Annotated in this window: 25 protein-coding genes and 1 tRNA gene; 11 read left to right on the top strand and 15 right to left on the bottom strand. The window is 62.5% G+C overall.

Annotated elements, in window-relative coordinates; all coding sequences use genetic code 11:
- Positions 1-56: 56 nt before the first annotated feature.
- The 9 genes from NKI19_RS13520 to NKI19_RS13480 all read left to right on the top strand — a co-directional run bounded on the left by NKI19_RS13520 (position 57) and on the right by NKI19_RS13480 (position 8,996).
- Entirely contained in the window at positions 57-749 is a 693-nt protein-coding gene (locus NKI19_RS13520; protein WP_023678968.1) for a glutathione S-transferase family protein, read from the top strand.
- Positions 730-1,890, top strand: coding sequence for a tRNA epoxyqueuosine(34) reductase QueG (gene queG / locus NKI19_RS13515; protein ID WP_352491212.1), 1,161 nt, complete (start codon positions 730-732; stop codon positions 1,888-1,890). Before NKI19_RS13520 ends, queG begins: the two co-directional genes overlap by 20 nt.
- Complete coding sequence (locus NKI19_RS13510) at positions 1,887-2,795, top strand: SDR family oxidoreductase (protein WP_352491213.1); 909 nt, start codon at positions 1,887-1,889, stop codon at positions 2,793-2,795. The genes queG and NKI19_RS13510 overlap by 4 nt, the downstream gene beginning before the upstream one ends.
- Positions 2,796-2,851: 56 nt before the next feature.
- Positions 2,852-3,943 (top strand): penicillin-insensitive murein endopeptidase, encoded by a 1,092-nt coding sequence (mepA, locus tag NKI19_RS13505; RefSeq protein WP_352491214.1) that lies wholly within the window; start codon positions 2,852-2,854, stop codon positions 3,941-3,943.
- A 378-nt stretch (positions 3,944-4,321) separates the two neighbouring features.
- The gene (locus NKI19_RS13500) at positions 4,322-5,347 is read left to right on the top strand and encodes a glucokinase (protein ID WP_352491215.1); all 1,026 of its coding nucleotides are present in this window, start codon (positions 4,322-4,324) and stop codon (positions 5,345-5,347) included.
- A 124-nt stretch (positions 5,348-5,471) separates the two neighbouring features.
- The gene (locus tag NKI19_RS13495; protein ID WP_352491216.1) at positions 5,472-7,331 is read left to right on the top strand and encodes an ABC transporter ATP-binding protein; all 1,860 of its coding nucleotides are present in this window, start codon (positions 5,472-5,474) and stop codon (positions 7,329-7,331) included.
- Between the two features lie 20 nt (positions 7,332-7,351).
- Complete coding sequence (gene dapB / locus NKI19_RS13490) at positions 7,352-8,176, top strand: 4-hydroxy-tetrahydrodipicolinate reductase (protein ID WP_352491270.1); 825 nt, start codon at positions 7,352-7,354, stop codon at positions 8,174-8,176.
- Between the two features lie 41 nt (positions 8,177-8,217).
- Positions 8,218-8,838 carry a 2,3-bisphosphoglycerate-dependent phosphoglycerate mutase gene (locus NKI19_RS13485; protein WP_352491217.1) on the top strand — a complete coding sequence of 207 codons (621 nt, stop codon included), beginning with the start codon at positions 8,218-8,220 and terminating at the stop codon, positions 8,836-8,838.
- Between the two features lie 73 nt (positions 8,839-8,911).
- A tRNA-Leu gene (locus NKI19_RS13480) sits at positions 8,912-8,996 on the top strand.
- A gap of 131 nt (positions 8,997-9,127) precedes the next feature.
- On the opposite strand, the gene NKI19_RS13475 is transcribed toward NKI19_RS13480, so the two are convergent.
- The 11 genes from NKI19_RS13475 to NKI19_RS13425 form a co-directional block, all read right to left on the bottom strand.
- Positions 9,128-9,511, bottom strand: coding sequence for a DUF4087 domain-containing protein (locus tag NKI19_RS13475; protein WP_352491218.1), 384 nt, complete (start codon positions 9,509-9,511; stop codon positions 9,128-9,130).
- Between the two features lie 77 nt (positions 9,512-9,588).
- Positions 9,589-10,095 carry a hypothetical protein gene (locus NKI19_RS13470; protein WP_352491219.1) on the bottom strand — a complete coding sequence of 169 codons (507 nt, stop codon included), beginning with the start codon at positions 10,093-10,095 and terminating at the stop codon, positions 9,589-9,591.
- An 86-nt stretch (positions 10,096-10,181) separates the two neighbouring features.
- Positions 10,182-12,059: a M60 family metallopeptidase gene (locus NKI19_RS13465; RefSeq protein WP_352491220.1), complete on the bottom strand. Its 1,878-nt coding sequence runs from the start codon at positions 12,057-12,059 to the stop codon at positions 10,182-10,184.
- Positions 12,060-12,074: 15 nt separating this feature from the next.
- Positions 12,075-12,491 carry a lysozyme inhibitor LprI family protein gene (locus tag NKI19_RS13460; protein WP_352491221.1) on the bottom strand — a complete coding sequence of 139 codons (417 nt, stop codon included), beginning with the start codon at positions 12,489-12,491 and terminating at the stop codon, positions 12,075-12,077.
- Positions 12,492-12,581: 90 nt separating this feature from the next.
- Positions 12,582-13,568 carry a PDZ domain-containing protein gene (locus tag NKI19_RS13455; protein ID WP_352491222.1) on the bottom strand — a complete coding sequence of 329 codons (987 nt, stop codon included), beginning with the start codon at positions 13,566-13,568 and terminating at the stop codon, positions 12,582-12,584.
- A 209-nt stretch (positions 13,569-13,777) separates the two neighbouring features.
- Positions 13,778-14,296, bottom strand: coding sequence for a hypothetical protein (locus tag NKI19_RS13450; protein WP_352517663.1), 519 nt, complete (start codon positions 14,294-14,296; stop codon positions 13,778-13,780).
- 61 nt (positions 14,297-14,357) lie between these two features.
- The gene (locus NKI19_RS13445; RefSeq protein WP_352491224.1) at positions 14,358-14,792 is read right to left on the bottom strand and encodes a hypothetical protein; all 435 of its coding nucleotides are present in this window, start codon (positions 14,790-14,792) and stop codon (positions 14,358-14,360) included.
- Between the two features lie 37 nt (positions 14,793-14,829).
- The gene (locus NKI19_RS13440; RefSeq protein ID WP_352491225.1) at positions 14,830-15,240 is read right to left on the bottom strand and encodes a hypothetical protein; all 411 of its coding nucleotides are present in this window, start codon (positions 15,238-15,240) and stop codon (positions 14,830-14,832) included.
- A 51-nt stretch (positions 15,241-15,291) separates the two neighbouring features.
- On the bottom strand, positions 15,292-15,639 hold the full coding sequence (locus tag NKI19_RS13435) for an EF-hand domain-containing protein (protein ID WP_352491226.1): 348 nt from the start codon (positions 15,637-15,639) through the stop codon (positions 15,292-15,294).
- A gap of 23 nt (positions 15,640-15,662) precedes the next feature.
- Entirely contained in the window at positions 15,663-15,908 is a 246-nt protein-coding gene (locus NKI19_RS13430; RefSeq protein ID WP_292658193.1) for a YMGG-like glycine zipper-containing protein, read from the bottom strand.
- 939 nt (positions 15,909-16,847) lie between these two features.
- On the bottom strand, positions 16,848-18,845 hold the full coding sequence (locus NKI19_RS13425) for a transcriptional regulator (RefSeq protein WP_352565572.1): 1,998 nt from the start codon (positions 18,843-18,845) through the stop codon (positions 16,848-16,850).
- A gap of 247 nt (positions 18,846-19,092) precedes the next feature.
- On the opposite strand from NKI19_RS13425, the gene NKI19_RS13420 reads away from it, so the two are divergent.
- Positions 19,093-20,178, top strand: a complete 1,086-nt coding sequence (locus NKI19_RS13420; RefSeq protein WP_352491227.1) for a PLP-dependent cysteine synthase family protein — start codon at positions 19,093-19,095, stop codon at positions 20,176-20,178.
- Between the two features lie 25 nt (positions 20,179-20,203).
- Positions 20,204-21,733: a pyridoxal phosphate-dependent decarboxylase family protein gene (locus NKI19_RS13415; protein ID WP_352491228.1), complete on the top strand. Its 1,530-nt coding sequence runs from the start codon at positions 20,204-20,206 to the stop codon at positions 21,731-21,733.
- A gap of 144 nt (positions 21,734-21,877) precedes the next feature.
- On the opposite strand, the gene NKI19_RS13410 is transcribed toward NKI19_RS13415, so the two are convergent.
- From NKI19_RS13410 to NKI19_RS13395, 4 genes are all read right to left on the bottom strand, one after another.
- Positions 21,878-23,518: an ABC transporter substrate-binding protein gene (locus tag NKI19_RS13410; protein WP_352491229.1), complete on the bottom strand. Its 1,641-nt coding sequence runs from the start codon at positions 23,516-23,518 to the stop codon at positions 21,878-21,880.
- Positions 23,519-23,665: 147 nt separating this feature from the next.
- Positions 23,666-24,667 (bottom strand): alpha/beta hydrolase, encoded by a 1,002-nt coding sequence (locus NKI19_RS13405; protein WP_352565519.1) that lies wholly within the window; start codon positions 24,665-24,667, stop codon positions 23,666-23,668.
- A 16-nt stretch (positions 24,668-24,683) separates the two neighbouring features.
- On the bottom strand, positions 24,684-25,361 hold the full coding sequence (locus NKI19_RS13400) for an isochorismatase family protein (protein WP_352491231.1): 678 nt from the start codon (positions 25,359-25,361) through the stop codon (positions 24,684-24,686).
- A 20-nt stretch (positions 25,362-25,381) separates the two neighbouring features.
- Positions 25,382-26,686 (bottom strand): M24 family metallopeptidase, encoded by a 1,305-nt coding sequence (locus tag NKI19_RS13395; protein ID WP_352565521.1) that lies wholly within the window; start codon positions 26,684-26,686, stop codon positions 25,382-25,384.
- Between the last annotated feature and the right edge of the window lie 13 nt (positions 26,687-26,699).

Here is a 26,699-nt window from a genome sequence, read left to right as displayed (position 1 = left end):
CCAAGACTTACCGGCGCAGCCGGCGATTTGCCAGTGCGCTCTATTATCGCGGGACCATGCTGACGCTTTTCCACCATCCGATGTTCGCCAGCTGCCGCTTCGTCCGCCTCGCCTTTGGCGAGTATGGCGAGGAACTGGCGCTGATCGAAGAGAAGCCGTGGACGCGGCGCAAGGAGTTCCTGGCGCTGAACCCGGCCGGCACGCTGCCGATCCTGCTTGCCGAAGGCGACGTGCCGATCGTCGGCGCAGTAGTCATTGCCGAATATCTCGACGAGACGCGCGGCGTACTCAAGCGCGACAAGCGGCTGTTCGCCGAGGATCCGATGGAGCGCGCCGAAATCCGCCGGCTGACCGACTGGTACCTCAACAAGGCAGAAAGCGAGGTTACCCGGCATCTGGTGCGCGAACGCGTCCTGAAGCCGGTCATGCCGGAAACGGCAGGCGGCGGCTCGCCCGATTCGGCGGCGATCCGCGCCGCCCGCGCCAATATCCGCCAGCACATGAAATACACCAACTGGCTGGCCGGCACCCGTCATTGGCTGGCCGGCAACAAGGTCACCTATGCCGATCTCGCGGCGGCGGCGGCACTGTCGGTGCTCGACTATCTCGGCGAGATCGACTGGCGCGAACACAGCGCCGCGCGCGAATGGTATACAAGGGTGAAATCACGGCCTTCGTTCCGGCCGCTTCTGTCCGACCGGGTGCGTGGCCTGTCGCCGGTGTCACATTATGCGGACCTCGATTTCTGATACGGCAAAGCTGCGCGCGCTGATCGACCGCGAGGCGCGGAATGCCGGCTTCGACGCCGTTGCCGTGACAACGCCCGATGCAATCCCGCAGGCGCCGGAACGGCTGGCCGAATTCGTTGCCGACGGCTTTCACGGCTCGATGGGCTGGATTGCCGAAACGCTCGAGCGGCGAGGCAAACCGACGACGCTTTGGCCAGAGGTCCGCTCGATCATCGTGCTGGCGATGAATTACGGCCCCGACCACGACCCACGCGAGGTGCTGGCAAAGCGCGACCGCGGCGCGATCTCGGCCTATGCGCAGAACCGCGACTATCATGACGTGATGAAAGGCCGGCTGAAGGAGATCGCCGGCAAGATTGTGGCGCGCGCCGGCGGGGACGTGAAAGTGTTTGTCGACACCGCGCCGGTGATGGAAAAGCCGCTGGCCGAGGCGGCCGGCCTCGGCTGGCAAGGCAAGCACACCAACCTGGTCAGCCGAACGCATGGCTCCTGGCTGTTCCTCGGCACCATCTTCACGACGGCCGAACTGGTGCCGGACGCGCCTGAGGACGATCATTGCGGCTCCTGCCGGGCCTGTCTCGACGCCTGCCCGACGGACGCCTTTCCGGCGCCTTACCGGCTCGATGCGCGGCGCTGCATTTCATACCTCACCATCGAGAACAAAGGACCGATCCCACATGAGTTCCGAGAAAAGATTGGCAACCGTATCTATGGCTGCGACGACTGCCTGGCCGCCTGCCCGTGGAACAAGTTCGCCCAAGCCGCTTCGGAGGCAAAGCTTGCCGCCCGCGCGGACTTGCGCGAACCGCCGCTCGCCGAGCTGCTGCGCCTCGACGACGCTGCCTTCCGCGCGCTTTTTTCGGGCTCGCCGGTCAAGCGCATCGGCCGCGACCGTTTTATCCGCAACGTGCTGATCGCCGCCGGCAATTCCCAGGACTTGTCGCTGGCTGGCGCCGTTCGCGCGCTGCTCGACGACGCCTCGCCCCTGGTTCGCGGAGCCGCGGTATGGGCGCTGTCGCGGCTGGTGCCGCGTCGGGAGTTTGCCGAACGTGCCGCAGCCGCTTTGCAAGCAGAAGATGACGAGGCGGTGAGAGGCGAATGGCTTCTGGCCCTGCCAAAGCCGATCGAGGCGCATACATGACCAAACAGCAGATTTTCATCTTCGGCGCCGGTTATTCGGGCAAGGCTTTCGCTCGAGCCAACAAGGACGCCGACACAACGATCTTCGGTACAACACGGTCGCAGGGAAAATTGGCGGCGCTGCGGCAAGCCGGTATCGTGCCGCTGCGTTTCGATGGCACGCTGACCTCCGAAATCGGCGATGCGCTTGGGAAGACAACCCATCTCGTCGTCTCGGTCGCGCCGGACGAGGCCGGCGACCCGGTGCTGGGCGCGGCTCGCGAGGTGATTGCAGCCAACATGCCGGAGCTCGAATGGATCGCCTATCTCTCCACCGTCGGCGTCTATGGCGACCATGGCGGCAATTGGGTGGACGAGGCCGCCGAATGCCGGCCAGTATCGAAGCGATCAGTGATGAGGGTTGCCGCCGAGCAGGATTGGCTGAAACTGGGCCACGACATCGACCGGCCGGTGGCGATCCTGCGGCTTTCCGGCATTTACGGGCCGGGCCGCAACGCCCTGGTCAATCTCGAAAACGGCACCGCCCGGCGACTGGTCAAGCCGGGCCAGGTGTTCAACCGCATCCATTGCGACGATATTGCCGGCGCTCTCTGGCATCTCGCCGAAGGCAATCGCGGCGGCGTCTTCAACGTCACCGACGACCTGCCGGCGCCGCCGCAGGACGTCGTCGCCTATGCCGCCCGATTGATGGGCATCGAGCCGCCGCCCGAAATTCCGTTCGAGACCGCCCAACTTTCGCCCATGGCGCGGTCCTTCTATGGCGAGAACAAGCGTGTCGCCAACGCGGCGATCAAGGCGGCCGGCTATGGCTTTCGCTTCCCCGACTACCGCTCGGCTCTCGACGCCATGTGGGCGAGTGGCGGCTGGCGCGACGGCGAGGCGCGCAGGCCGATGAAACGGTGGTGATCGATACGTAGCGCGGGCCGTGGTATGGTGCGGTTCAAATCGCGGAGGGGTCCAGCTTGGGGAAGACGTTAACGCGAGCCTTGCGGGGAAAAACACTGCTGCTGACGGCAGCACTGGCCGTCGCCGGCTTGACGCCTGCCGCGCAGACGGCGAGCGCCGAGCAACGGGCAAAAGACCTGTTCGGCGCCAAAAAGCTGCCGGCACTCGCAGCAGCGCAATCGATCGGCTTTTATTCCAAAGGCTGTTTTTCCGGCGGCGTCGCCCTGCCCATGGACGGCCGGCACTGGGAGGTGATGCGACCGTCGCGCAACCGCCGCTGGGGCCATCCGGCAATGATCGCGCTGATCGAGAAACTATCACGCGATGCTGCGGCCGACGGCTGGCCGGGCCTGCTGATCGGCGACATCTCGCAACCGCGCGGCGGGCCGATGCTGACCGGCCATGCCTCGCACCAGATCGGCCTCGACGCCGACATCTGGTTGACGCCGATGCCCGACCGCAAGCTTTCGACCGAAGAGCGCGAAAACATCAGCGCTACCTTGATGGTCGATGAAAAGACCCATCTGGTGAAGGACGGGCTGTGGACGCCGATGCACACGCGGCTGTTGAAGCGCGCCGCGAGCTATCCCGAAGTCGAGCGCATCCTGGTCAATCCAGGGATCAAGAAGAAGCTCTGCGACACGGTCAAAGGCGACCGCAGCTGGTTGCGCAAGGTCAGGCCGTTCTGGGGCCACGATTACCACTTCCACATTCGCATCGGCTGCCAGGCAGGATCACCCGACTGCAAGGCGCAGGAAGCGACGGCGCCGGGCGATGGCTGCGACCAGGCGCTGGCCTGGTGGTTCACCGAGGAGCCGTGGCGCCCCAACAAGAACCCGGACAAGCCGAAGGCACGCGACGTGATGACGATGGCGAACCTGCCCAGGCAATGCCAGTTCGTGCTCGACGCACCGGCGCCGGCCTCGGCGGAAGCAGTCACCTACTATGGCGACGGCGTGCCGATCGCGGCCGCACCTGCTCCCGCGGCAGAGCCTTCGCCGCCGCCGACGGTCGCAGCCGGCGCGGCTGCGCTTCCGGCCTCGGCGAACGCCTTTATGGCGACCCCCGAGATCGGCATTCCGCTGCCGCGGCCACGACCGGGGCACTGATGCTAGGGCAATCGCCTCTGCTCAACTGATGTTTGAGACAACCAAGTGTTGGAGTCGGCGCCGCCCCTCATTACCCTGCCGGGCATTTCTCCCCGTATAGTGACGGGGAGAAAGGGGCTGGCCGCAGCCTCGGCGCTCTTCTTCCAACGCCGGCGATTAGCGAATTCGCCTATGAGAGCGCCCTCTCCCCGTCACTATACGGGGAGAGGATGCCGGCAGGCAGGTGAGGGGCAGCGCGAACGTTGGACAATTCAGGGCGAGGCGGCTTCAGACCTGAAGCGATTGTCCTGGAACGCCGAAGCTGCTTTCCCTTTGCAAGGTCATGCGCTAGTCAACGACGAGGTGGTGAGAGGCCGCCGTAACGGAACGGACGAGAGCATGCCAGGCGTAAGCGACGACGACACTCTGTTGCGGTTTCCGATCCTGATCGGCGACATAGGCGGCACCAATGCGCGCTTCTCGATCGTGCTTGACGCGAATTCCGAAGCCGGCGAGCCGACGATCGTCCAGACCGCCAACTTCAATACGATCGACGAGGCGATCCAGTCGGCCGTGCTCGACCGCTCGTCGGTCCGGCCGAATTCAGCTGTGCTGGCGGTAGCCGGTCCTGTCGAAAGCGACGAGATCCCGCTTACCAATTGCCCATGGATCGTCAAGCCGAGACAGATGTTCGCAAGTCTCGGTCTCAGCGACGTCGTGGTGCTCAACGACTTCGAGGCGCAGGCGCTGGCCGTCGTCGCGCTCGGCGACGAGCATATGGAGAAGATCGGCGGTGACGCGCCGGAACCGAATTCGGGGCGGGTGGTGCTCGGCCCGGGAACCGGGCTCGGCGTCGCCGGGCTAGTCTATGCGCTGCATCACTGGATACCGGTACCCGGCGAGGGCGGCCATATGGATATCGGCCCGCGTTCGCCGCGCGATTTCCAGGTGTTTCCGCATATCGAGAAGCTCGAGGGCCGCATCTCCGGCGAACAGATCCTGTCCGGGCGCGGCCTGGTCAATGCCTACCGGGCGGTGGCCAAGGCGGACGGCAAGCCGTCGCCCTTCACCACGCCTGCCGAGGTCACCGCCGCGGCGCTGGCAAAGAACGATCCGGTGGCCGAAGAGGCGCTGTCGATCTTCGTCACCTGCCTGGGGCGCACCGCCGGCGATCTCGCTCTGGTGTTCATGAGCCGCGGCGGCGTGTTTCTCACCGGCGGCATCGCGCAAAAAATCCTGCCGGCGCTGCGCACCGGCAGTTTCCGCGCCGCCTTCGAGGACAAGGCGCCGCACAGCGCCCTGATGCGCAGCATGCCGGTCTATGTCATCACCCATCCGCTGGCGGCGCTTTTAGGGCTGGCTGCCTATGCCAGAAATCCGTCGCTGTTCGGCGTGCAGACGGCTGGGCGGCGCTGGCGGGTCTAGGACACAAGCTGCGCCGCGACGAAGTTTCGCCGTCCCCGGCCATAGGCAAGCCGCCATTGGGGCGTTAAGAGGTTGCCGAATTGCAGCCCGGCCGCACGAAGCCAAAACCACAAAGCGCCCCAACTTGACACGTCAGGCACCAGACAACACGAAAGCCCGGCCCGGCGAGATCGTGGCGGTGATCCGCCGCATCCTCGAGGAGAACGGCCGCGATTATCGAGGCGCGTATATTTTCACGATATTGTGCCTGCTGACAGTGTCGGCGACGACGGCCGTCGCCGCCTGGATCATGAGCCCGGTCGTCAATCAGATCTTCTACGAACGACGCGGCGATCTAATCCCGTGGATTTGTGCCGCGCTGCTGGGCGCCTTCATTCTGCGCGGGCTTGCCGGCTACGGCCAGGCCGTAACGATGGCGAGGATCGGCAACAATCTGGTGGCGCGCTATCAGCAACGCATCTTCAACCACCTGATGAAGCTCGGCGTCAGCTTCTTCAACGACACCCGCTCCGGCCGGCTGGCAGCCCAGGTCAACGAGAACGTCAACGGCATTCGCGATCTTTTGTCGATGACCATAACGTCTACCGCCCGCGACGCCGTCTCTCTGATCGGCTTGATCGGCGTCATGATCTACCAGGATCCGATACTGTCGCTGAGCTCGCTGCTGATCGGGCCGCCGCTGATCTACACGGTCACTTACTTAATGCGCCGGGTGCGGCGCATCACCCGCGAATCAGTGCAGATCAACTCGCGGCTGATCGGCGCCATGCAGGAAGCGACCCAGGGCATCGCCATCGTCAAGGCCTTCACCCTGGAAGACGAGCTGTCGCGCCGCATCGGCAAGCTAGCTCAGGATGCGGAGCAGCGGTCGAACAAGATCGCCCGCGTATCGGAGCGGCTGACGCCGATTTCCGAATTGCTTGCCGGTTTCGCTTTCGCCAGTGTCATCGCCTATTCCGGCTATCGGGCGACCGTTCTTGGTCAGCCGCCCGGTGCAGTTTTTTCTTTCATTACGGCGCTGACGCTCGCCTATGACCCGGCGAGGCGACTGGCGCGTATGCAGGTCGGCATGGAGAAGGCGCTGGTCAATGCGCGCATGATCTACGAGCTTCTCGACCTCGAACCGCAGCAGGGTGACGTGCCGGGAGCCGCCGAGGCGAAATTCACCTCTGGCGAAGTGCGCTTCAACAACGTGTCCTTCCGCTATGTCGAAGTAGCGCCGGTCCTGCAGGATCTGAGCTTTGTCGCCGCCGCCGGCAAGGTGACCGCCATCGTCGGCGCCTCGGGCGCCGGCAAGACGACGATGGTTGCGCTGCTGCAGCGCTTCTACGACGTCGAGTCGGGCAGCATCGAAATCGACGGCCAGGACATTTCAAAGGTCACCAAGCATTCGCTGCGCGGCTCGATTGCCTATGTATCTCAGCAGCCTTATCTGTTCGAAGGCACCATCCGCGACAACATCCGCTACGGGCGACTGAGCGCCACCGACGCCGAGATTGAACGCGCTGCGCAACAGGCCGCGGCAGACGATTTCATCCGCCAGCAGCCGCAAGGCTACGACACGCCCGTCGGCGAGAACGGCGTGACGCTGTCGGGTGGCCAGCGCCAGCGCGTATCGATTGCCCGCGCTATCGTTCGGCAGGCGCCGATCCTGCTGCTCGATGAAGCCACCTCGGCGCTCGACAACGAGGCCGAGGCCCGCGTCCAGGAAGCGCTGACCCATGTCATGGAAGGGCGCACCACCATCGTCATCGCACACCGGCTGTCGACGGTGGTCAATGCCGACCATATCATCGTGCTGGAGCAGGGCCGGCTGGTCGAACAGGGCACGCATGCCTCGCTGATGGCCGACCCGCACAGCGTCTATGCGCGGTTCCACCGGGTGCAGGGCAGGAAAGGGCTGGGGCTTGTCGATGACGCCAAGCCAATCCAGACTGCGGCGCAACATGTCCGCGCGAAAAAGGCGGCCGGGAGACATTCATGAGTGACACGCCGACCGCCAACATCAATGAAACGGGGGAAATGGGCCTTGTGGTGGTGGGCGCGGCCGGCCGCATGGGCCAGGCGCTGATCCGCGCCATCCACACGATACCGGGCGCCCGCGTCGCCGGCGCGATCGAGCGGGCCGGTTCGCCCCATATCGGCAAGGATGCCGGCGAGCTCGCCGGCGTCGGCAGGCTCGAGGTGGCGATCGGCGACGATCCGCTGCCGGCCTTCGCCAAGGCCGATGGCGTGCTCGATTTCACCACGCCGGCAGCGACCGTCGAATTCGCCGGCTACGCCGCGCAGGCGCGCATCGCCCACATCATCGGCACCACCGGCTGTTCAGCGGAAGACGATGCGAAAATCGCGGCGGCGGCGCGCCACGCGACGATCGTCAAGTCAGGCAATATGAGCCTCGGCGTCAATCTGCTGGCGGTGCTGGTGGAGCAAGCCGCGCGCGCGCTCGATGCCGACGATTTCGACATCGAGATCCTGGAAATGCACCACCGGCACAAGGTCGATGCGCCGTCGGGCACGGCGCTGCTGCTCGGCGAAGCCGCCGCTGCCGGGCGCGGCGTAGCACTTGCCGGCAACGATGTTCGCGTGCGCGACGGCCATACCGGCGTGCGCAAGGCAGGCTCGATCGGTTTCGCCAGCTTGCGTGGCGGCTCGGTGGTCGGCGACCACAGTGTGGTGCTGGCCGGTACCGGCGAGCGCATCACGCTTGCCCATCATGCCGAGGACCGGGCGATCTTTGCCCGCGGCGCGGTCAAGGCAGCCCTGTGGGCGCGCGGCCGCAAGCCGGGCCTCTATTCGATGCGGGACGTGCTCGGCCTGACAATCTGATCAACAGAATTGGCTGATCCACAAAATTTGAAGGAGCAAATATGTCGAGAACTCTCGTGCTCGTGCGCCACGGCCAGAGCGAATGGAATCTGAAGAACCTTTTTACCGGCTGGCGCGACGTCGACCTGACCGAACTGGGCCATGCCGAGGCCAAGCAAGCCGGCGCCAAGCTCAGGGCGCGCGGCATGAAATTCGATATCGCCTTCACGTCGTCGCTGATCCGGGCGCAGAAGACCTGCCAGCATATTCTTGACGCCGTCGGCCAGAGCGACCTCGAGACCATTCGCGACCAGGCGCTGAACGAGCGCGACTATGGCGATCTCTCCGGCCTCAACAAGGATGATGCGCGCAAGAAATGGGGCGAGGAGCAGGTGCATATATGGCGCCGCTCCTACGACGTGGCGCCGCCCGGCGGGGAAAGCCTGAAGGATACCGGCGCGCGCGTCTGGCCCTATTACCTGCACGATCTGCAGCCGCATGTGCTGCGCGGCGGCACCGTGCTGGTGGCGGCGCACGGCAATTCGCTGCGCGCACTGATCATGGCGCTGGACGGCAAATCGGGCGAGGAGATCGTCAAGCTCGAACTCGGCACCGGTGTGCCGATCATCTACACGCTCAACGCCGATTCCACGGTGGCGTCGAAGGAAGTGCTGGAGCATTGAGCCGGAGAAGCAACGCGGCTTTCAAAAAAGCGCGTTGACACTCATCCTTCGCCCGCTTAATGAGCGCGCACCAGCCCAGATGGCGGAATTGGTAGACGCGCACGGTTCAGGTCCGTGTTCCGCAAGGAGTGGAGGTTCGAGTCCTCTTCTGGGCACCAAATTCCCGTTTCGAACTTTTTGATAGGGTTCAGAAACCCCAAGAAAAAAGCCCGGTTTTGCCGGGCTTTTTTCTTGAGCTGATGCCTAGGTCGTCCGCCGTCGCCCATGGCATCCACAAGATATCTAACAATTATCCGTCCGGGTTAGGCAGCGATCTGTCGTTGCGGCAGCGCACCAGCGGAAGGATTTGGCCCGAGATCACTCTGGTGATCTTTTGCTGCTTGGCGTTGGTTACGACGTTCATGCACGCACATCCGTAGCCGTGACCCGAACCAGGCACATTGGTCTCGACGAATTGCCGCTCGTCAAAGGCCGGCACATTGTCGATGCCTTTGGGATCCGGTCGTCCCTGCATCTGGATCCACCAATCCCCGTCACTGTCGGTCAGGACGAGGTTGCCGGGTGTCGGGCTGGAGTACCAGCCACAACGGCGCTCGGCATGGGCGGCAGCAGACAAGGACATGGTGGCCAGGCAGAAACAGATTGCGAACAATGGGCGCATGAGAATCGTCACCTCCCTTGAGTAAAGCAGGTCATGCCGCCGACAATCTGCGTTGGCGCCGGTAACGAGTCGGCATGATCTTGTGAGCCTTATGGCCTCAACTTCGTGTCCACATTTTCTTCGATCAATCCGCAATGAAGCGTCACAGGCTTCCTTTGGACATCGCTTAGTGGACCGTCGATGAAATCGCAGCTGAGCAGATTGTCCGGACTGCTCTTGCGCGCCGACGCAACGTTGACGTTGACCTCGGGAGGGCCGGCAAGCCAGTCGAGACGCTTCGTGTCGACCTTTGTGGCGCTGATGTGGGCATGCCCCGCTGTGCCCGCTATCTCGACCTCTTCGTCCTGCGGCGTGAGATCGATCTGGCCGACTTCGTTGGCGTGCTTCTCGGCGCTCCGCTTCGGGTCACCGTAATAGGAGACGAGGACAACGATCCCTTCCTTTTCAGCCGCCAGCTTGGCGGCTGCTTTTTTGGACAGCGTGACGTTGACGTCGAATCCGAGGTCGCCCTGGGCTGTCGCCGGCACAGCACATGCCAACAGCGCAGATCCCGTAATCGCCATTGCGAGCGACGATTTATAGCGTTTCACGATCACCTCCTTCGGGTCCCTCATTCAATGATGATGTCCCGCGCATGCTTCATGTCAGGTGCCGACATCGCGCTCGCCGCCGGCTTCATTATTCAATTTCCTCGTGATGCAACATTCAGAGCAACGCGCGACAGTTGAGGATCTGCTGGAGGCAGATTCAAACGCTTCAATCTGTCGGCGGTTTCCTGCTCGATGTGCAGCCCCCAATCAGAAAAGAACCGGGTCAGGTCCTGATTTGCGACCGTGCTGGCACGCAGGATGAAGGTTTGTACCTTGACCGTATCCTGCTCATTGGCATCATCCAGTGGATGCTCGCGATAATATCGGTGAAGCTTCGGATAGAAATCCTCGCCGAGACCCCGGCGCAATTGATCGAACATGACCAGCCGCGCCCAAAGCTCATCGTCGTCATCCGCGTTGACACGCATCTGTTTTTCATTGTCGAAATCGCGCGTCTTCCGCGCCAGATATCGCGCCGCCAGATCCAGCGGCGTCTTGCCGGTAGAGTCGTCGCGCTCTTTCAAGCGGGACGGATGGCCAAAATGTGCTTGGGCATTGAGCGAATAGATATTGACCGTGGTTTCTACGATCTCGCCCCAGGTCCAATCTTGCTGCTGGTACATATGGCCGGTTTCATGCCAGATCGACCACGCTTGCCGCAGCTTATTCACGTCCAGCAAATCACCCATGTTGCTGCCGGGGACACCTATGAAATAGTTACCTGCGTACATGTATATGCCATCGTCGAAGACCTTCGCCGGTGTCACCGTGTCCTGCTGATAGTGCATGCGCAAACGGGATGCCCGATGCAGTTTGGAGGAACCGTCGAGGCCGGATAGCGCATCGTACCAGCCTAGAATTTGCTCGATTGTGTCGAGAATTTCCGCAGGGTCGTCCTGAGGCGCCCTCATATAGACTTTGCGGGTCGCGGTAATGGCAGCACGCTCGCTTATCATCTCGACGAATGGCGCACCGGGTATGTTAGCGAGCATTTCTTGCCAGTCTTCGAAGCTTGTTCTTCCCTTGACGTAGAGAGGGATCGGACTGCCGCCACGCGCAATTGCCACGTCGATCGGAGGCAGAGCCGCACTGAAGCCACTCTCGGCGTAGCGGAAATAGATCAGCCCGTCGCGCTTCGCCGTGAAGTCGGTGCGCCCTTCCTTGGCAATGACCAATTGCGGGTCATCCTGGGGTCTTTCGTCATAGAAGCTGTTCATCGGGCCGATCATGATCATCAAGCCGTCGGGCGAAGGCGGCAGGCCTTCGGCCGTAACCGATACTGCCTCTCCCTTTTTCACGAACACACCGCTTGGCTGATCGTCCATCAGCTTCGTGCGTCTGAGCCTATTGGCTTCGGGTGTGGCTGCGGGCATCGGAGCAAGGCGATAGCGTTTGTTCAGATTGTCGAATTCCGACACCGCTGCCGACGCCGTTGCCGGTCGGTCGCCATTGCCGGCCGGATAAAGCAACCACTGGGCATTATCGTCCAGGCTGGCGTCATAGACGATGATCCGAGCGTCGTCCGCACGTTCATTGGCCCTGACGTTGAGCGTCGTGCCGCTGTCATCCAGCTCGATGCCATAGCCGTTCAGATGCGGCTTGAAGCGCCACCCTCCAGCGGACTGCTCATCCTCGAGGACGACACTCGTATTCCCGTTTTCGTCTTCGTCGCCGCCGGCGAGATACGTTCCGTATCGTCGAGACCGGATTTGATAGGTTGCGCCGTTCGTTTCCCCGGTCGCTCTGGTGATGGTCCACAGCTGCGCGGGACCATCCTTGGGTTTGCGAGCGGACTGACCAAGCACGATCTCGCCATGCCTGCCTTCAAAGGCGGTGAGCGCTTTGTAGGAATGCTTCGCGACGATGTAATAGTCCCCTTCGGGGATCTCAGCGGCACTTGCGACCGTAACAACTGCCGCCAGCAACAGCCCAGCCATCAAGTGCACTGCAGATACGATGAAGGTCTTCATCCCGGCACCGACGTGTCAATTCGCGGCCGGAACGGGACAACTCATCGGATCGCCCTGCTTGCCGCATTTCAGGTAACCCTCGAAGTCTTTGACCCGGGATTGCGCCAGGCTGTCCATGCACTGCGCGGTGAGCATCGGCATTACGCTTCCTCCGGCCGCTCCTGAAGTCTGGAAACTGCACTCGGCGTCGCGAAATTTGTCCCAGTCCCGTTGAGCTTGGACAAGAAGCTTCCTGGTATCCGCATCGTCCTTGAGACGGACTTCGATCTGCTTGTAAAGCTCATTGAGCTTCTTGTCGGATTTCTTGAACGCGGCATCGGCGCACGCATTCAGCGAGGCCTGATCCTTGGCGGCGGCGTAGCACTTGTCCTGGGCAAAGGTGAAATTCGGCATGGCCAGAACCACGGCAGCAGTCAGTATTGCGGTTTTCATCGATTGTCCTCCGTTCAGATTCCACCGATTGACGGGCGGTGGTTTATCCCGCCGTTCACTTGAGATATCCGTGGCTGGCGGGGCCAGCCACTAGTTGGAATCATCATCATCCGATCCATTACTGTCGTCGCTACTGTCATCCGACGCATCGTCATTCGTGCTATCGTCGTCGGTGTCGGTGCTGTCTTGATCATCATCACCGGCCGTTGAGTCTTCATCGTCGTTCTGATCGGTCGAATCGTCCTGATCATCGGAATTATTGTCGTCGGTATTGTCATCCGAGCTATCGTCGTCGGTGTTGTTGTCGTCATCACCATCATCGTCATTCTGATCGCTCGAATCGTCTTGATCATTGGAACTGTCGTCGTCGGTGCTGTCGTCCGAGCTATCGCCATCGGTGTCCGCGTTGTTGTCGTCGGAATCGTCATCAGCATCGGAAGGAGTCTCGTTGGCATCTGGACTGGCGTCGCCGGGCAGCGAGTCGTCTTCGCGATAGCTTGTGTCTTCGAGGCTTGTCTCCATCTCGTCGTCGTACTGATCGACGATCTGCGTCCACTCCTCATGGTTATCGACACTCGTCCATTGCGAGATATTGTTGACCGAGATGTTGGTATTGAAGTTGTTTACGGTGATGTTGGTATTGACCTCGACGACATCTGCGACTTCTGTTCCGCGGTTCACGCCAAACAGAAAACTGGTAGCGCTCACGGCAAGAGCGGCCCAAACGAGTCGGTCGACATCGGTCGGCGTCGAAATCGGTTGATGCCGCACTGTGGCAAGCACGTCACCCGGCCGGATGCCTTGCCGCGCGGCAACGCCATGGGGTGCAACGGCCAAGACATACACCCCGCGAAGCTTGGGCGGGATCTGATAGCGGTGCCGAGAGGCGTGGTTGATGGGTATCAAAACCGCGTTAAGAGCCCGGGAAACATAGGGTTTCGGCAGATCATATTTGCTGGCATACGCAACATTGATCGTGTGCGGGACGGCAACGCTGACGACAGCCACCATTTTCACTGAAGTTGCCAACGCACGGGCGAACTGCACGATCAGTCTGGATTTTCGAAGAGCGAGCATTTTTCTACATCCTTCCGCAGGCGCCAGTGGCTAGAACAAGACGTCGAGCTTGGGTTGAAGCCGATCTCGTGGACGCCCGAACTGGCCTAGGAGACGCCCAAGGCTGCGGTCTCAGTTACGTCGAGATCGAGGCCCCGCTTTTCTGATCGTCGTGAAGGGCTGAACCCTGTTGCGGGAAATGAACACCGGCCTTCCTTCCTCTATCGACATCAGTCGTTAATGGCGGTGATCCTGATCGTCTGCTGTTCGCAGGCTTGGTTGCTGCAAATGCCGCTGAACCAGATTTCTCCATCGCCGATGGAAACGCCCTGCCAGTTCGCAAAAAGCGTCGCGTAGGTTTGCTTGGTCACAGCACCCTTCACCTTCGGGGTGATAATCTGGTCGTAATCGGTCAAGAACTGCTTCTGATCCTTGATCTTCAGGGCCTTTCCCTTGATGCGGGCCTGGAACGGATAGGCGACCAATGCGGCAACGGTCGCCTTGTCATCGGAACCGACCGCTTTTTTCAACTTGTCGAAGAAGGTCTGGTACGGAGCATGACTTCCGAACAGCGTGTCCAGGTTGCCGTTCACCTCCGCAGCCGATTGCGCGGACGCTGATCCGGTGCTGATTGCTGAGATCATCCCCAACGCAAAGAGAAAAGCGTGTCTTCTGGCCATTGTTCGAATCTCCTCGATGTGTGAACCCTTGACGGTCATGCAGTCCTTGATCAGTTTCTGCTGATCCATGCCTTTTCGATGCCATTTGCTATGCCGGCGCCACCGCGGCGATCGCCAGCGATCATCACCGTCATTCCGTAACTTCGTCGGCAAAACACTTTGCCAGGTCTTGCGGCGCTCCGAGTTTCTTTGCCCAGGATACGAGTTCAGGCTTTTCCGATGGGTCGGCATAGCCGCCCCATACATCGCGAAACTGCTTCATTCCGTTGACTGTCTGGAAGAACATCACGCCGTCATCGCTCACCGGCGTGGAGACGTAGGCGGCGCTCCAGTTGCCGTTCTCCATGATCGTGATGAATTTCACCCGAGCGGGCTTGACCTTGTTGTCCAACGCCGAGGCAACGAGGGGGGCATACTCCTGCTTGCGCGCCTTCGTCACTTCGACCTTTACACCGTCACAGGCGCTATTCGCGGCGAAAGCGGACGTCAGCGTCATTCCCAGCCCCGCAAGGCCGACCATAACGATTTTGGCACGCCGACGGATGAGACCGTTCAATTCAGACATGAGTGGCTATCCTCTTCCTTGTTCGTTGCAGGGGCCATCAATCGGAATCGTCGTCGCCCGATGAACTATCGTCGTCCGATGACCTGTCATCGTCTGGCGCATCGACCTCGCAGCCGATGCCGCGGCAGCCTTGGTAGTTGCCTTGGGTATCGAAGTTGGGATTGCCTTCCTTATCGTACTGCGGCCTGTCGTCGATGCTTTGATCCCCGTCATCGGGATCGTCGACTTTACATCCGAGCCCATGGCAGCCGATGTAACGGCCCCTGGTATCGAAGTTGGGATTGCCGTTCCTGTCGAACTGCGGCCGGTCATCAATCTTTCGGTCCCGTTTATGAGGCCGATCAACCAGGCAGCCCGACCCGCGGCAGCCATCGTAGCCGTCGTCGGTGGTACATCCGGCGATCGCCATCAAAGCAGTGGCCAGGGTCGCATAGATTACGAATTTCATGGTTCATTCCTCCGACTGCCTGGCGGCTGGGCGATCGTTCGTATCCGAAGACTATTGCAGGCGGCGGTCCCCGCTCTTATCGGCCGCCGCGAAGTCCTTCATCACCCGGTTCATGAATTCGTCCCGACTGACACGGCCGTTCCCGTTCGCATCGGTCGCTGCGAACTGATCGGCGTTCAGGACGTCGGTGGTTTCGGCTTGGCTGAGAGCGCCGTTATTGTCGGCGTCCAGCTTTTCGAAGGCCCTGGTCATGAAGGCCTGATACTCCTGTCGGTTCACCGCGCCGTTGTCATCGGTATCAAGTTGGTCTTGGTGACCCTCGTACATGGACTGCTGTGCCGTGGCCGCGCCGGCGCAAAGCAGGAGCAAGGAAGCTGTGGTCGCGATTATGGATTTCATTGTCTTGTCCCTTTCTTCTCGTCTCAGCCGCAGGCAAGACGATTGCCGAGGTAGCCACCACCGCCGATGCCAATCGCGGAACCGATCACACGTCCGGTTCCACCACCAATGGTGCTGCCGATCAGGCCGCCCACGATCGCGCCACCGACAGTACCGGCGATGCAGCCGAACTCGCTGTTGCGCGCCTGAACTTCCGGGTTGGATGACGACTGGCACGCCGTAAGCGCGAAAGTGCCTGCGAGCACGATTGCCAAGGTTGATTTCCTCATCGCTCTTTCCTGATCTGATTGCTGATTGGCGCCATCCGCGGAGGACAGAGCTTCGCCGGCCTCGAAAGAGCCAGACCGTGGCCCATGCATTCGAAGACTTAGTGGCTGGCTGTCGTGATCTCTTACGTCGAGGGGAAACGCTCCCCACGGGGGGCCGCATTAGCGAATATCGATTTCCCTCTCCATGCTTCGCGCCCGTCCGCCCAAGCATGCCAGCAACCAACTAACGCGGCTGCTGTTGCCAGAAAGTTGCATCCGAAGTCGGCGTATGGCAAGGAAAAATTGCAGTATTGCGGGTTTGAATTTTGCAAATGCTTAATAATTCAGAACCAATGCCGGCTATCTTAGCAGATACTGAAATTCGCTTCACAGCAATGTACCAGCACAGAAAATCGACTTTATTCCATTGGCTGTATGTTGTTATAAGTAATATCCCACGTTGTTATGCGTTTACGCAGATCGAAAAAAGCCAATGGCGAAATCGCTTCTTATACGATTGCCTGTATCCTGATCTATTGTCGGTATCTTTTTTTTAACCGAGCCCACCCGCTTGCGCAGGTCGAAAGAAACGCTGCTCACTTATTCGAGTTTTTTCAACGCTGCGGCGTGCCACATAGAGGCGCAGTGGGGGTGCCGCGGCCGCGTTTTGAGCATCTTCCCAGCTGGATTGTCATCGGGTAGCGTGCAGGGGCGGCACGTGAAGGCGCGCTCTTTGGCGAACGCGCTGCTGCACCTTCAGCCGTTGCCCGTCAGAAGATGGGGCTGGTGCTGCCTCGTGGGCACCGACGGCAACGTTAAATCGGTTGAGCCTGTCTGATCCGCTCTGGTCGACGAATTCGCAACCAATCTGACGATGCGCCTTGGCTGCGGACATGACGATGTTTGGGGCGGCCAGCCGTGATGAGCGGTTTGGAGAGCCTGGCTAACCGCGCGCGTGCCTCACCTCAGCCCGATCCGCTTGGCGCCTTGCCGGAACAGCGCCTCGGCGCCCGGCTCGAAGCGGAAGGTGCCGATGAAATCGTCGGCGCAGTAGTTCGGCAGCATCTTGCGCAGCCCAGCGGCGAAACTTCGTGCCTCGTCCAGCCGCCCCGCCAGCGCAAGGCAATGCGCGGCAATCGCGAGGATGATGGCATGGGCGTTGGGACGCGCGGCTGCTTTCAGCGCCCATTCGGCGGCCTCGTCGAACTGGCCAAGCCGGACATGCGACATCGCCCTGGCGCCCAGCATGCCGAACAGCAGCGGATCGAAGGGACTCAGATGCCTGGAATGATCGGACGAGCCGATCGCGGCCTGCGGGTCGCCCGACTGCGAATGGACGAAAGACAGCGCATAGTGACCGAGCGCGAAATTCGGGCTGAGGTCGACGGCGCGTTCGAGCTCGATGAGAGAGCCGTCCTGCTCGCCGCGCAGCCACAGCGCCCGGCCCATGGCCCAGTGCGCGGCCGGATTATGATCGTCGACGAGCAGGCTCTGGCCGGCTGCCTCGAAGGCCAGGGCGCTTTCCTGGTCGCGGTCGCCCCAACGCTGGAAGGCATTTTGCCAATGGGCGAAGGAGAGCCCGGCATAGGCGCGGGCGAAGGTCGGATCAAGCTTCAAGGCTATGTCGAAGAAATGCCGGGCCTGCTCGTTTTCCATGCGGGTGAAGCGATACATGTGCCACAGGCCCCGGTGGTAGGCTTCCCAGGCGTTCAGCGAATTGGGCGCCTTCAGCATGGCGCGATTGCGCTCGACCGTCTCGATCTCGGCCGAGATCGACGAGACGATGCTGTTGCCGATGTCGTCGAGCACGGCAAAGATGTCGTCCGGCTTGCGCTCGAACGTCTCGGCCCAGACGATCCTGGCGGTGCGCACTTCGACCAGCTCGACCGCGACGGTGACGCGGCCGGCCTGGCAGCGCACGGTGCCGGTGGCGACATAGTCGACGTTGAGCCGCCGGCCGGCATCTTCGGGCGCGATGTTTTTCTCCGCCAAGGCAAACACCGAGCCGCGCGCGATGACGAAGAAATCCCTGAGCTTGGCCAGGCGGGTGATGATGTCGTGGGTGAGGCCATCGGCTATGCCTCCGCGTGGGCCGCCGCCAGCCGCCTCTTCGGCAAACGGCATCACCGCGAGCGAAGCCTTCTGTGATGCAGCGGTATCGGAACGGGAAAGCATAATTGACGCGTGCGGTGCCGCGGGTACGACTGAAGGTCGGGCCCAGAGCGTTGCTGCAGGTCGTTCGCCGCGGATCGTGCCCCATGCCTCACGAACGGCTCCGAAATCCAGATCCTCCGAAGCAAACAGCCGCGCCGCGGAAGCGAGATGTTCCTCGCCGGCGTCAAACTGGCCGCGCTGCGCCAGCCTGGTCAGAAGAGCCACATGTGCGCGCCCGTCGAACGGAGCGAGTTCCAGCCATTTGTCCAGATGCGAAGACATCTCGTCGGCATCCGCCGGAAGCTTGTTGACGAGATGTTCCAGGATGGCGGCGTGCCACGAGGTGAAGCGACGGCGCTGAGCGATCAGCCAGCTGTTGAAATGCGGGCTGCGGTCGATCTCCAGCCCATCGAGAAAGTCGCCGGCGAACATTCCGGAAAGAGCCTGGAGCCGCTCTAGACCGAGCGTCTCAACGCCCTTGGCGGCGGCCGAGGCTATGTCGACAGCGTCGACGGAAGCACCTCTCAGATCAAGCGCGATCGTGTCGCCTGGTGTCTCGACCCTGCGATGATGCGGTTCATCGAGGATGCCTCTAAGCTTGCTCAGGTACCAGCGAAGCTCGCCGCGCGGGTCGTTCGGCACATCCCACAAAAGCTCGCACAGGCGGCTGCGGCCGACCGGATGCGGCGCCAGCGCCAGATAGGCGAACAGCGCACACAGTTTGCGCGACTTCGGAAGCTCGACGAAGGTGCCGTTGCGGATAATCGTCAGCGGTCCGAGCAGACGCACGGAAAGACCGGCCATCTCGCCGCCGAGGCTCGATCGGGCGGATTCCACGTACGTTTCCACGCCTGCTCCCACGCTGGCCAGTCGGCCTTTGTTTTATCACCAAACGCGACACGGTGCATCCGGCAGCGAATTCCCGCGCCGGATGCTGGCATTGCCGGGAGGCAAATGTAGCGCGGCAAGGTCTCGAAACCTCGCCGCCCAAGCCACCGGTCTGTAACCGGCCCGTGACGACAAGAGACAACGACAAAGCGAGGAGCTCGACATGTTGCATCAACAGAAAATCAGAACCACCGCCGGGCGCGGCCGTCTGTTCGACAGCATTCTCGACACGGTCGGCGATACGCCGGTGATCCGCATCAACAATCTCGGACCGAACCATGCCACGATCTATGTGAAGGCCGAGTTCTTCAATCCCGCCGCCTCGGTAAAGGACAGGCTGGCGCTCAACATCATCGAGGAGGGCGAGCGCAGCGGCGCCTTGAAGCCGGGCCAGACCGTCGTCGAGGCGACCAGCGGCAACACCGGCATCGGCCTTGCCATGGTCTGCGCCCAGAAGGGCTATCCGCTGGTGGTGACGATGGCCGACAGTTTTTCCATCGAACGCCGCAAGCTGATGCGCATGCTGGGCGCCAAGGTGGTGCTGACGCCGCGTGCCCAGAAGGGTTTTGGCATGTACAAGAAGGCGGTGGAGCTCGCCGAAGCCAATGGCTGGTTCCTGGCCCGCCAGTTCGAGACCAAGGCCAATGCCGCCATTCACGAAGCGACGACGGCGCGCGAGATCATCAACGATTTCGCCGGCTCGCGGCTCGACTGCTTCGTCACCGGCTACGGCACGGGCGGCACCGTCGCCGGCGTCGGACGCGTGCTTCGCCGCGAGCGGCCGGAGACCCGGATTGTGCTCGCCGAACCGGCCAATGCGCAGCTTATCGGCAGCGGCAAGCCGCAGCAGCGCGGCACCGGCGGCGCGCCTGCCGCCAGCCATCCGGCGTTCGAGCCGCACCCGATCCAGGGCTGGACGCCCGACTTCATTCCGGACGTGCTGCAGGAGGCGATCGACGCCGGCCTCTATGACGAGGTGGTGCCAATCGCCGGGCCCGAGGGCACGAAATGGGCCAAGGCGCTGGCGCAGAAGGAAGGCATTTTCACCGGCATCTCCGGCGGAGCGACATTTGCTGTCGCGCGGCAGATCGCGGAAAAGGCGGCGCCCGGCTCGGTGATCCTGTGCATGCTGCCCGACACCGGCGAGCGCTACGTGACGACGCCGCTGTTCGACGGCATCGAAGCGGAGATGGACGCCGAGGAGACTGCGCTTTCGCAGTCGACGCCCGGCTGCCAGTTTCCGGCGTGACGGCGGCACATCGGGAGCGGCCCGCATGGATACGAAGCCTGGATTGGCCGTCACGGCTACCGAGGGAACGCTTGACCCCTCGAACTGGGCCGACGTGCAGGTCCTGTCGCATCGGATCGTCGACGATGCCGTCGCTTACCTGCGCGATGTCAGAGAGCGTCCGGTGTGGCAGGAGATGCCGGTTGATGTGAGGGCTTTCTTCGCGGCGCCCCTGCCGCGTTCGCCGGCTCCGCTAGCCGAGGTGTATGGCGAAGTAACTAGGAACTTGATGCCCTATCCGATGGGCAACATCCATCCACGCTTCTGGTCCTGGTATATGGGCTCGAGCAGTTTCACCGGCGCGCTCGGCGATTTCCTGGCCGCGATCCAGGGCTCCAACCTCGGCGGCGGCAACCATGCCGCCGCGTTGATGGACAACCAGGTCGTCGACTGGTGCAAGGAAATGATGGGCTTTCCGCAATCGGCCAGCGGCACGCTGGTCAGCGGCGGCTCGATGGCCAACATCATAGGGCTGACCGTGGCGCGCAACGCCAAGGCCGGCATCGACATACGCGAGCACGGCGTTGCCGGCATCGACAAGCCGCTGCGTTTCTACGGCTCCGACCAGCTTCACTCCTGTCACCGCAAGGCGATGGAGGCGCTCGGCCTCGGCAACCGGGCGCTGCGTCGCGTCCCGAGCGATGCCGGGCTGCGGATCGACATCGCTGCGTTGCGGGCGGCGATTGCCGAGGACCGTGACGCCGGCTTCAAGCCGGCCTGCGTAATCGGTACGGCCGGCACGGTGAACACCGGCGCAATCGACGATCTGCAAGCGCTGGCTGACCTGGCGGCAAAGGAAGATCTGTGGTTTCACGTCGACGGCTGCATCGGCGCTCTGCTTGCGATTGCGCCGGACAATTCGCATCGCGTTGCCGGCATCGAGCACGCCCACTCGATCGCGCTCGATCCGCATAAATGGCTGCACGCGCCCTTCGAGGTCGGCTGCGCGCTGATCCGGGATGCCTCCGCGCATCGCGGCACGTTCGCGGTGACGCCGGAATATCTGGAATCGACGCCTCGCGGCCTGGCCTCCGGCCAATGGTTGCACGATTACGGCCTGCAGACGACGCGCGGCTTCCGGGCGCTGAAGGTGTGGATGGCGCTGCGAGAGCACGGCATCGAAAAGTTCGGCCGGCTGATCGACCAGAACATCGCGCAAGGGCATTATCTCGGTGCGCTGATCGAGGCCGAACCGGCGCTCGAACTGGTGGCGCCGGTGAACATCAACATCGTCTGCTTTCGCTACCGCGCCGATGGGTTGGACGCTGAGCGCCTGAAAGCGCTCAATACCGAGATCATGCTGAGGCTGCAGGAAGAAGGCATCGCCGCCATCTCCGACACGACGGTGCATGGCCAGCATTGCCTCAGGGTGGCGATCAACAACCACCGCACCCGGCGTGACGATCTGGACCTGCTGATCCGGGAAACAGTGCGGCTCGGGCAGGAGATTTCAGGGACGGGCGTGGCTCTTCCTTCTCCCCTTGTGGGAGAAGGTGGACGCGAAGCGGCCGGATGAGGGGTGTTCCAGCTTGGTACCGACGACGATCCTTCCAACACCCCTCAACCGTCTTGGCGCTGCGCGCCAATCCACCTTCTCCCACAAGCAAGGGGAGAAGGAAGAAGGAGCGGCGCTGGCCCCGACAATTGGTCGTCGGCAAGGCTACGTCTCGAGCCAGACCTTCTCGAAATGCTGCTCGAGCGACTGGTGTTGCTCGCAGCCATGCACGCCCTTGCGATAGGTGCGATAGACCGAGCGCCAGTAGGGCTGGATGATGACGCCGGAATCGCGCAAATTCTGTTCGATCTTGGCCATGAGCTCTTTGCGGGCGCCGGGATCGGGCATTGCCAGCGCCTTGTCGAGCAGAGTATCGAATTCCGGATTGGCATAGGCGCTCTCGTTCCAGGCGGCGCCAGACTTATAAGCGAGCGCCAGCACCTGGACGCCGAGCGGCCGGCCGAGCCATTCCGTGCAGGAGAAAGGATATTTGCTCCAGTCGTTCCAGAAGGTCGCGGCCGGCAGCACTGTGCGCTTGATCTTCAGCCCTGCCTCGCGCATCTGCGCGGCGATGGCGTCGCCGGTGCTCTTCTGCCAGTCGACATCGACCGAGATGAGTTCGTATTCGTGTTCGGCCTTGCCGGCATCGGCGAGCAGGGCCTTGGCTTGATCGATGTTGCGGACGGCCGGGCCGATATCGGCATATTCGGGATGCATCGGCCCGACATGATGGTTCTCGGCAGGCTTGCCGCGGTTGTCCATGCCGATCTTCAGCACGGCGGCGTTGTCGACGGCCAGTTGTGCAGCGCGCCGCACCTTGATGTCGTCATAGGGCGGATTGCCGATGTTGAACCGCGCGACGATGGTCGAGCCGGTGGCGATCTCGGAATTGCTCAGGCCCATGGAATCGGTCTGCGAAACCGTGTCGGAGGCGGTTTCGTGGTCGGTGTCGACCTCGCCCGATTCGAATGCCGACAGCATGGCGTTGGGATCGGAGCCGTAGTCGACCCATTTGATGCCGTCGAGATAGAACTCGCCCTTCCACCATGGCTTGTCCTTGCGGCGGACTTCGGCGCCGACCTCGGCATCCCATGCGACGAGTTCGCAAGGCCCGGTGGTGATCGCCAATGCCTTCAGCGGATCGCCGTCGCCTTCATAGCTGCGGTGCATGATCAGCGCCGGATAATCGGCCATGCCGGCAATCAGCGAGATGTCGGGCTTAGGCAAATTGAGCCGCACGGTGAAATCGTCGACGCGCTCGATGCCGCCGTCGACGACCTTCTTGGTATCGGCGTTGACCAGTGCGCCCATGCGCGCGGCGACCGAATTGCCGGCGACGGACGCATCGCACCAGCGCGTCAGATTGTGGATCACATCGTCGGCGTTGAAGGTGTCGCCGTTCGACCAGGTGACGCCCTTGCGGACATGCAGGGTCAGCAGGCGGGCGTCGTCGCTGGTCTCCCAGCTTTCGAGCAGCCATGGCTCGAAGGTGAAGTCGCGGTTCCAGCGCACCAGATATTCGTTGCACTGACGGGCGACGTTGGACATCTCGACGCCGTCGAAAGTGCGCGGATCCTTCCAGCCCTTGACGTTCATGGCGACGCGCAGAACGCCGCCGCGCTTCGGCTCCTCGGCCCTGGCCGGCGACGGCGCAAGCCCGCCCAGCGCCAGCGCGCCGGCAGTGCTGACGCCGAGCGCAGCCATGGTGGCGAGATATTCGCGCCGGTTCATCTGGCCTTTCCTGAAGCCATCGGCGACGGGCTCGGCCTGCGGATGCAATTTCCGGTCGGTCGGCATGAACTTCATCGTAAATCCTCCCTGTCGGGTCGGCGCATCGCGGATGCGAGCCCTTACGTGGCGTGATGATAGGGCCGGCCTGACCGCAGCAGTGTTCGGGTTTCCGCAGTTGTTGTGCGCTGTTCCGCGACAGTGGAGCTTGGAGGACGGTCCGCGTCACTCCGGACAGTCACCCCCGCCCAGCGCGGCTATTGCCGCCACGATGCGATCAAAGGCCTCGCCGGCGCGCGGCACGGTCTTGCGGGCGCGCAGGAAGCTGTGCACCAGCCGCGGCTCTTCGCGCCACCATGCCTTGCCGCCGGCGGCAAGGATGCGGTCGCAATAGGCTTGGCCATCCGCCGACAGTGGGTCGCATTCGGCGGTGACGATGACCGTCGGCGGCAGGCCGGAGAAGTCGGTATCGCTAAGCGGCGAAAATGTCGGGTCGTCCGGCGACTGCCCCTTCCCTGCCCGGATATGCCGATAAAATTCGACATCGCGCAATGTCAGCAGCGGCGCCTCGGCGTGCTCGACATAGGAGCCCGCGCGCGCTTTGCCGTCCAGCTCTGGGCCATCTAGCTCGTCACCGCCGAGCTCGGGATAGATCAGCACCTGGCCGATCGCATGGTGAGGATGGCGGCGTGTCGCCTGTGCCACCGCAGCGGCCAGATTGCCGCCGGCGCTCTCTCCGCAGAGTACGAGCGGCAGGCCGGTGGTCGCCGCAGCCCATTCGAATACGGCCAGCGCATCCTCGAAGGCCGCCGGATGCAGATGCTCGGGCGCCAGCCGGTAGTCGGCGGACAGTACGGCAAAGCCGGTGCCGGCGCAGATCTCGGCGCAGATGTCGTCATGGCTGTCGAGCCCGCCAAGCACGAAGCCGCCGCCGTGATAATAGACAACGATCGCTTGTGGCGCCGTGCCCGCCATTTGGTAATGCCGGACTGGGATCGCATGGTCGCCGACGCTGCTGTCGCTGGCCTTGACACCGGGTGGATAGGGCTCGCGAAATGCCCGGCACATGGCGTCATAGACCGCCCGTTGCCGCTCGATCGGCATGTAGACGATTTCGGGCGGATACCACTCGTTGACCCTGTCGATATAGGCCCACAGTTCCGGATCGAGCAGCGTTTGGTACTTTCCGCGCTCTGTCGTTTCGGGTCGCTCGGCCTCGGTGATCATCGCTTCGCGATCCCGCTCAGAGCTCGGCGTAGAGCCGGGCAGCATTTTCATAGCTGAAGCGCAGCGGCACCGAGCCCTCGACCTGCCAGGCTTCGACCGTCTCGCCGGCCAGCAGCCGGCAGGCGCCGTCGGTGCTGGTGACGGCGCCGCCATAGAGCCGGTTGGCGAGATTGAGAATGGCCGTCTGGTGCATCGCCGTGCTGCCGCTGCCGCAGGCATCCTTGACCAGCAGCACGCGAAATCCGAGCGCCACCGCATCCTTGACGGTGGCATCGATGCACGCCTCGGTCCAGACGCCGGCAACGACCAGCCACTCGATGCCGTCGACCTTCAGCCGTTCGGCGGCAGGCCCCGCGCGGAAGGCGCTGGCGTCGGTCTTGATCAGCATCGTCTCGCCTGGCAACGGGCCGACCTCTGGACAGATCGCCGTCAGCGGATCGTCCTTGTCTGAAAACGCCGACTTGCCGTTGGCCTCGACCGGGTGGAACGGCCGTGCCGTGGCGAGATCGACGATATAGGCCCAATGGTAGAGCGGAACATCATTGGCGCGTGCCGCCGCCTGCAGCCGCTGGACGTTGGCGAGGATGTCGCCATAGCCTTCGACCAGATAGCGCTTGTCCCGCCGATGCTCCTCCTGGAGATCGATGAACACCGCCGCCGCCGTACCGCGCTTGATCGAGATCGGGCTTTTCATGCGGATATGCCTGTCAGCACTCAAACGTGCCCGTCAAGGAAATCATCCTCGTACGGGAAGCGCGACAGAAGTTCGGTGCCGGTCTCGGTGATCAGGATCTCGTCCTCCAGCTTGACGCCCTCGCGGCCGCCCTTCTCGCCGATATAGCTCTCGACGCTGACCACCATGCCGGGCACGATGACACCGTCGCGGCCATAGGTCTCGTAATCCATGGCATGCGCGATGAACGGCGTCTCGCCATGCATGCCGACGCCGTGCATGACCGAGGTATAACGCTGGTCGACGAAGCGGTCCGGGATTTTCCAGGCCTTATCGGCAATCTCGCGAAACGCCATACCGGGCCTGACGACCCCGATATTGTGCTGAACCTGGTCGTGCGCCATGCGGTAGAGCGACTTCTGATAATCCGTCGGCTTGCCCGGGCCGCAGCGGAAGGTGCGGGAAAAGTCCGAATAATAGCCGTAGCAGCCGATCGTATCGGTATCGAGTGCCAAAAGTTCGCCAGGCCTGATCTTACGGCCGCTCGCCTCGTTGAACCATGGATTGGTGCGCTGGCCCGAGGTCAGCAGCCGGGTTTCGATGAACTCGCCGCCCTGTCGGATCACCTCGCCATACATGATGGCGAACAGTTCGTTTTCGGAAACGCCGGGCTTGATCGCCTCGCGCACCGCGTAGACCGCAGCCTCGGCGCCGGCCATCGACACCTGCAGGCATTTTACTTCCTCGGGCGTCTTGACCGAGCGCACCGCCAAAATCTCGCCCTGGCAATCGCGGACCTCGCAGCCGCGCTTTTCCAGCGCCAGTGCCTGCAGATGGCTGCAGCGGTCGAGGCCGAGCTTCATCGAGCCACCGCCATGCGCCTTGAGCAATTCGGCGATCTCATCGGCGAACGGGCCGGCGGTTTCGTCGTCGCGGCCCGACACCGATGACCAGACCAGCTTCGACGGACGCGCCTCGTCGATCGTGTCGAGCACCATCGAGACATGGTAGCTCTGCGGATATTCGAACAGCACGATCGGCCCTTCTGTGGGGATGAAGAAGTAGCGCGTCGAGTTGCGCAGGAAATAGCCGAACATGTTGCGCGAGCCGGTGGCGTAACGCTGGTTGTAGGGGTCGAACAGAACGACGCCGCCATAGCCGGCCTCGCACATCCAGGCGCGCAGCCTGGCCAGCCGCCCCTTGCGCAGCGCATCTGCGTCGATGAAGGACGGCTCGGTATCCGACAACCACATGCCGCCGGCCGGATCCGCCGCCGCCGGATGGCGCATGCGATCCCCAAAGTCGACATCCTCGGTGCTGTCGGGGTCAAAAACGACGATGCTCATGGGTGCCTCCTGG

The organism is Mesorhizobium sp. M0751 (genome assembly GCF_040320265.1).
Classification (GTDB): Bacteria; Pseudomonadota; Alphaproteobacteria; order Rhizobiales; family Rhizobiaceae; genus Mesorhizobium.
Note: the sequence above shows the minus strand (reverse complement) of the source record. Positions and strands in the feature narration are given on the sequence as shown.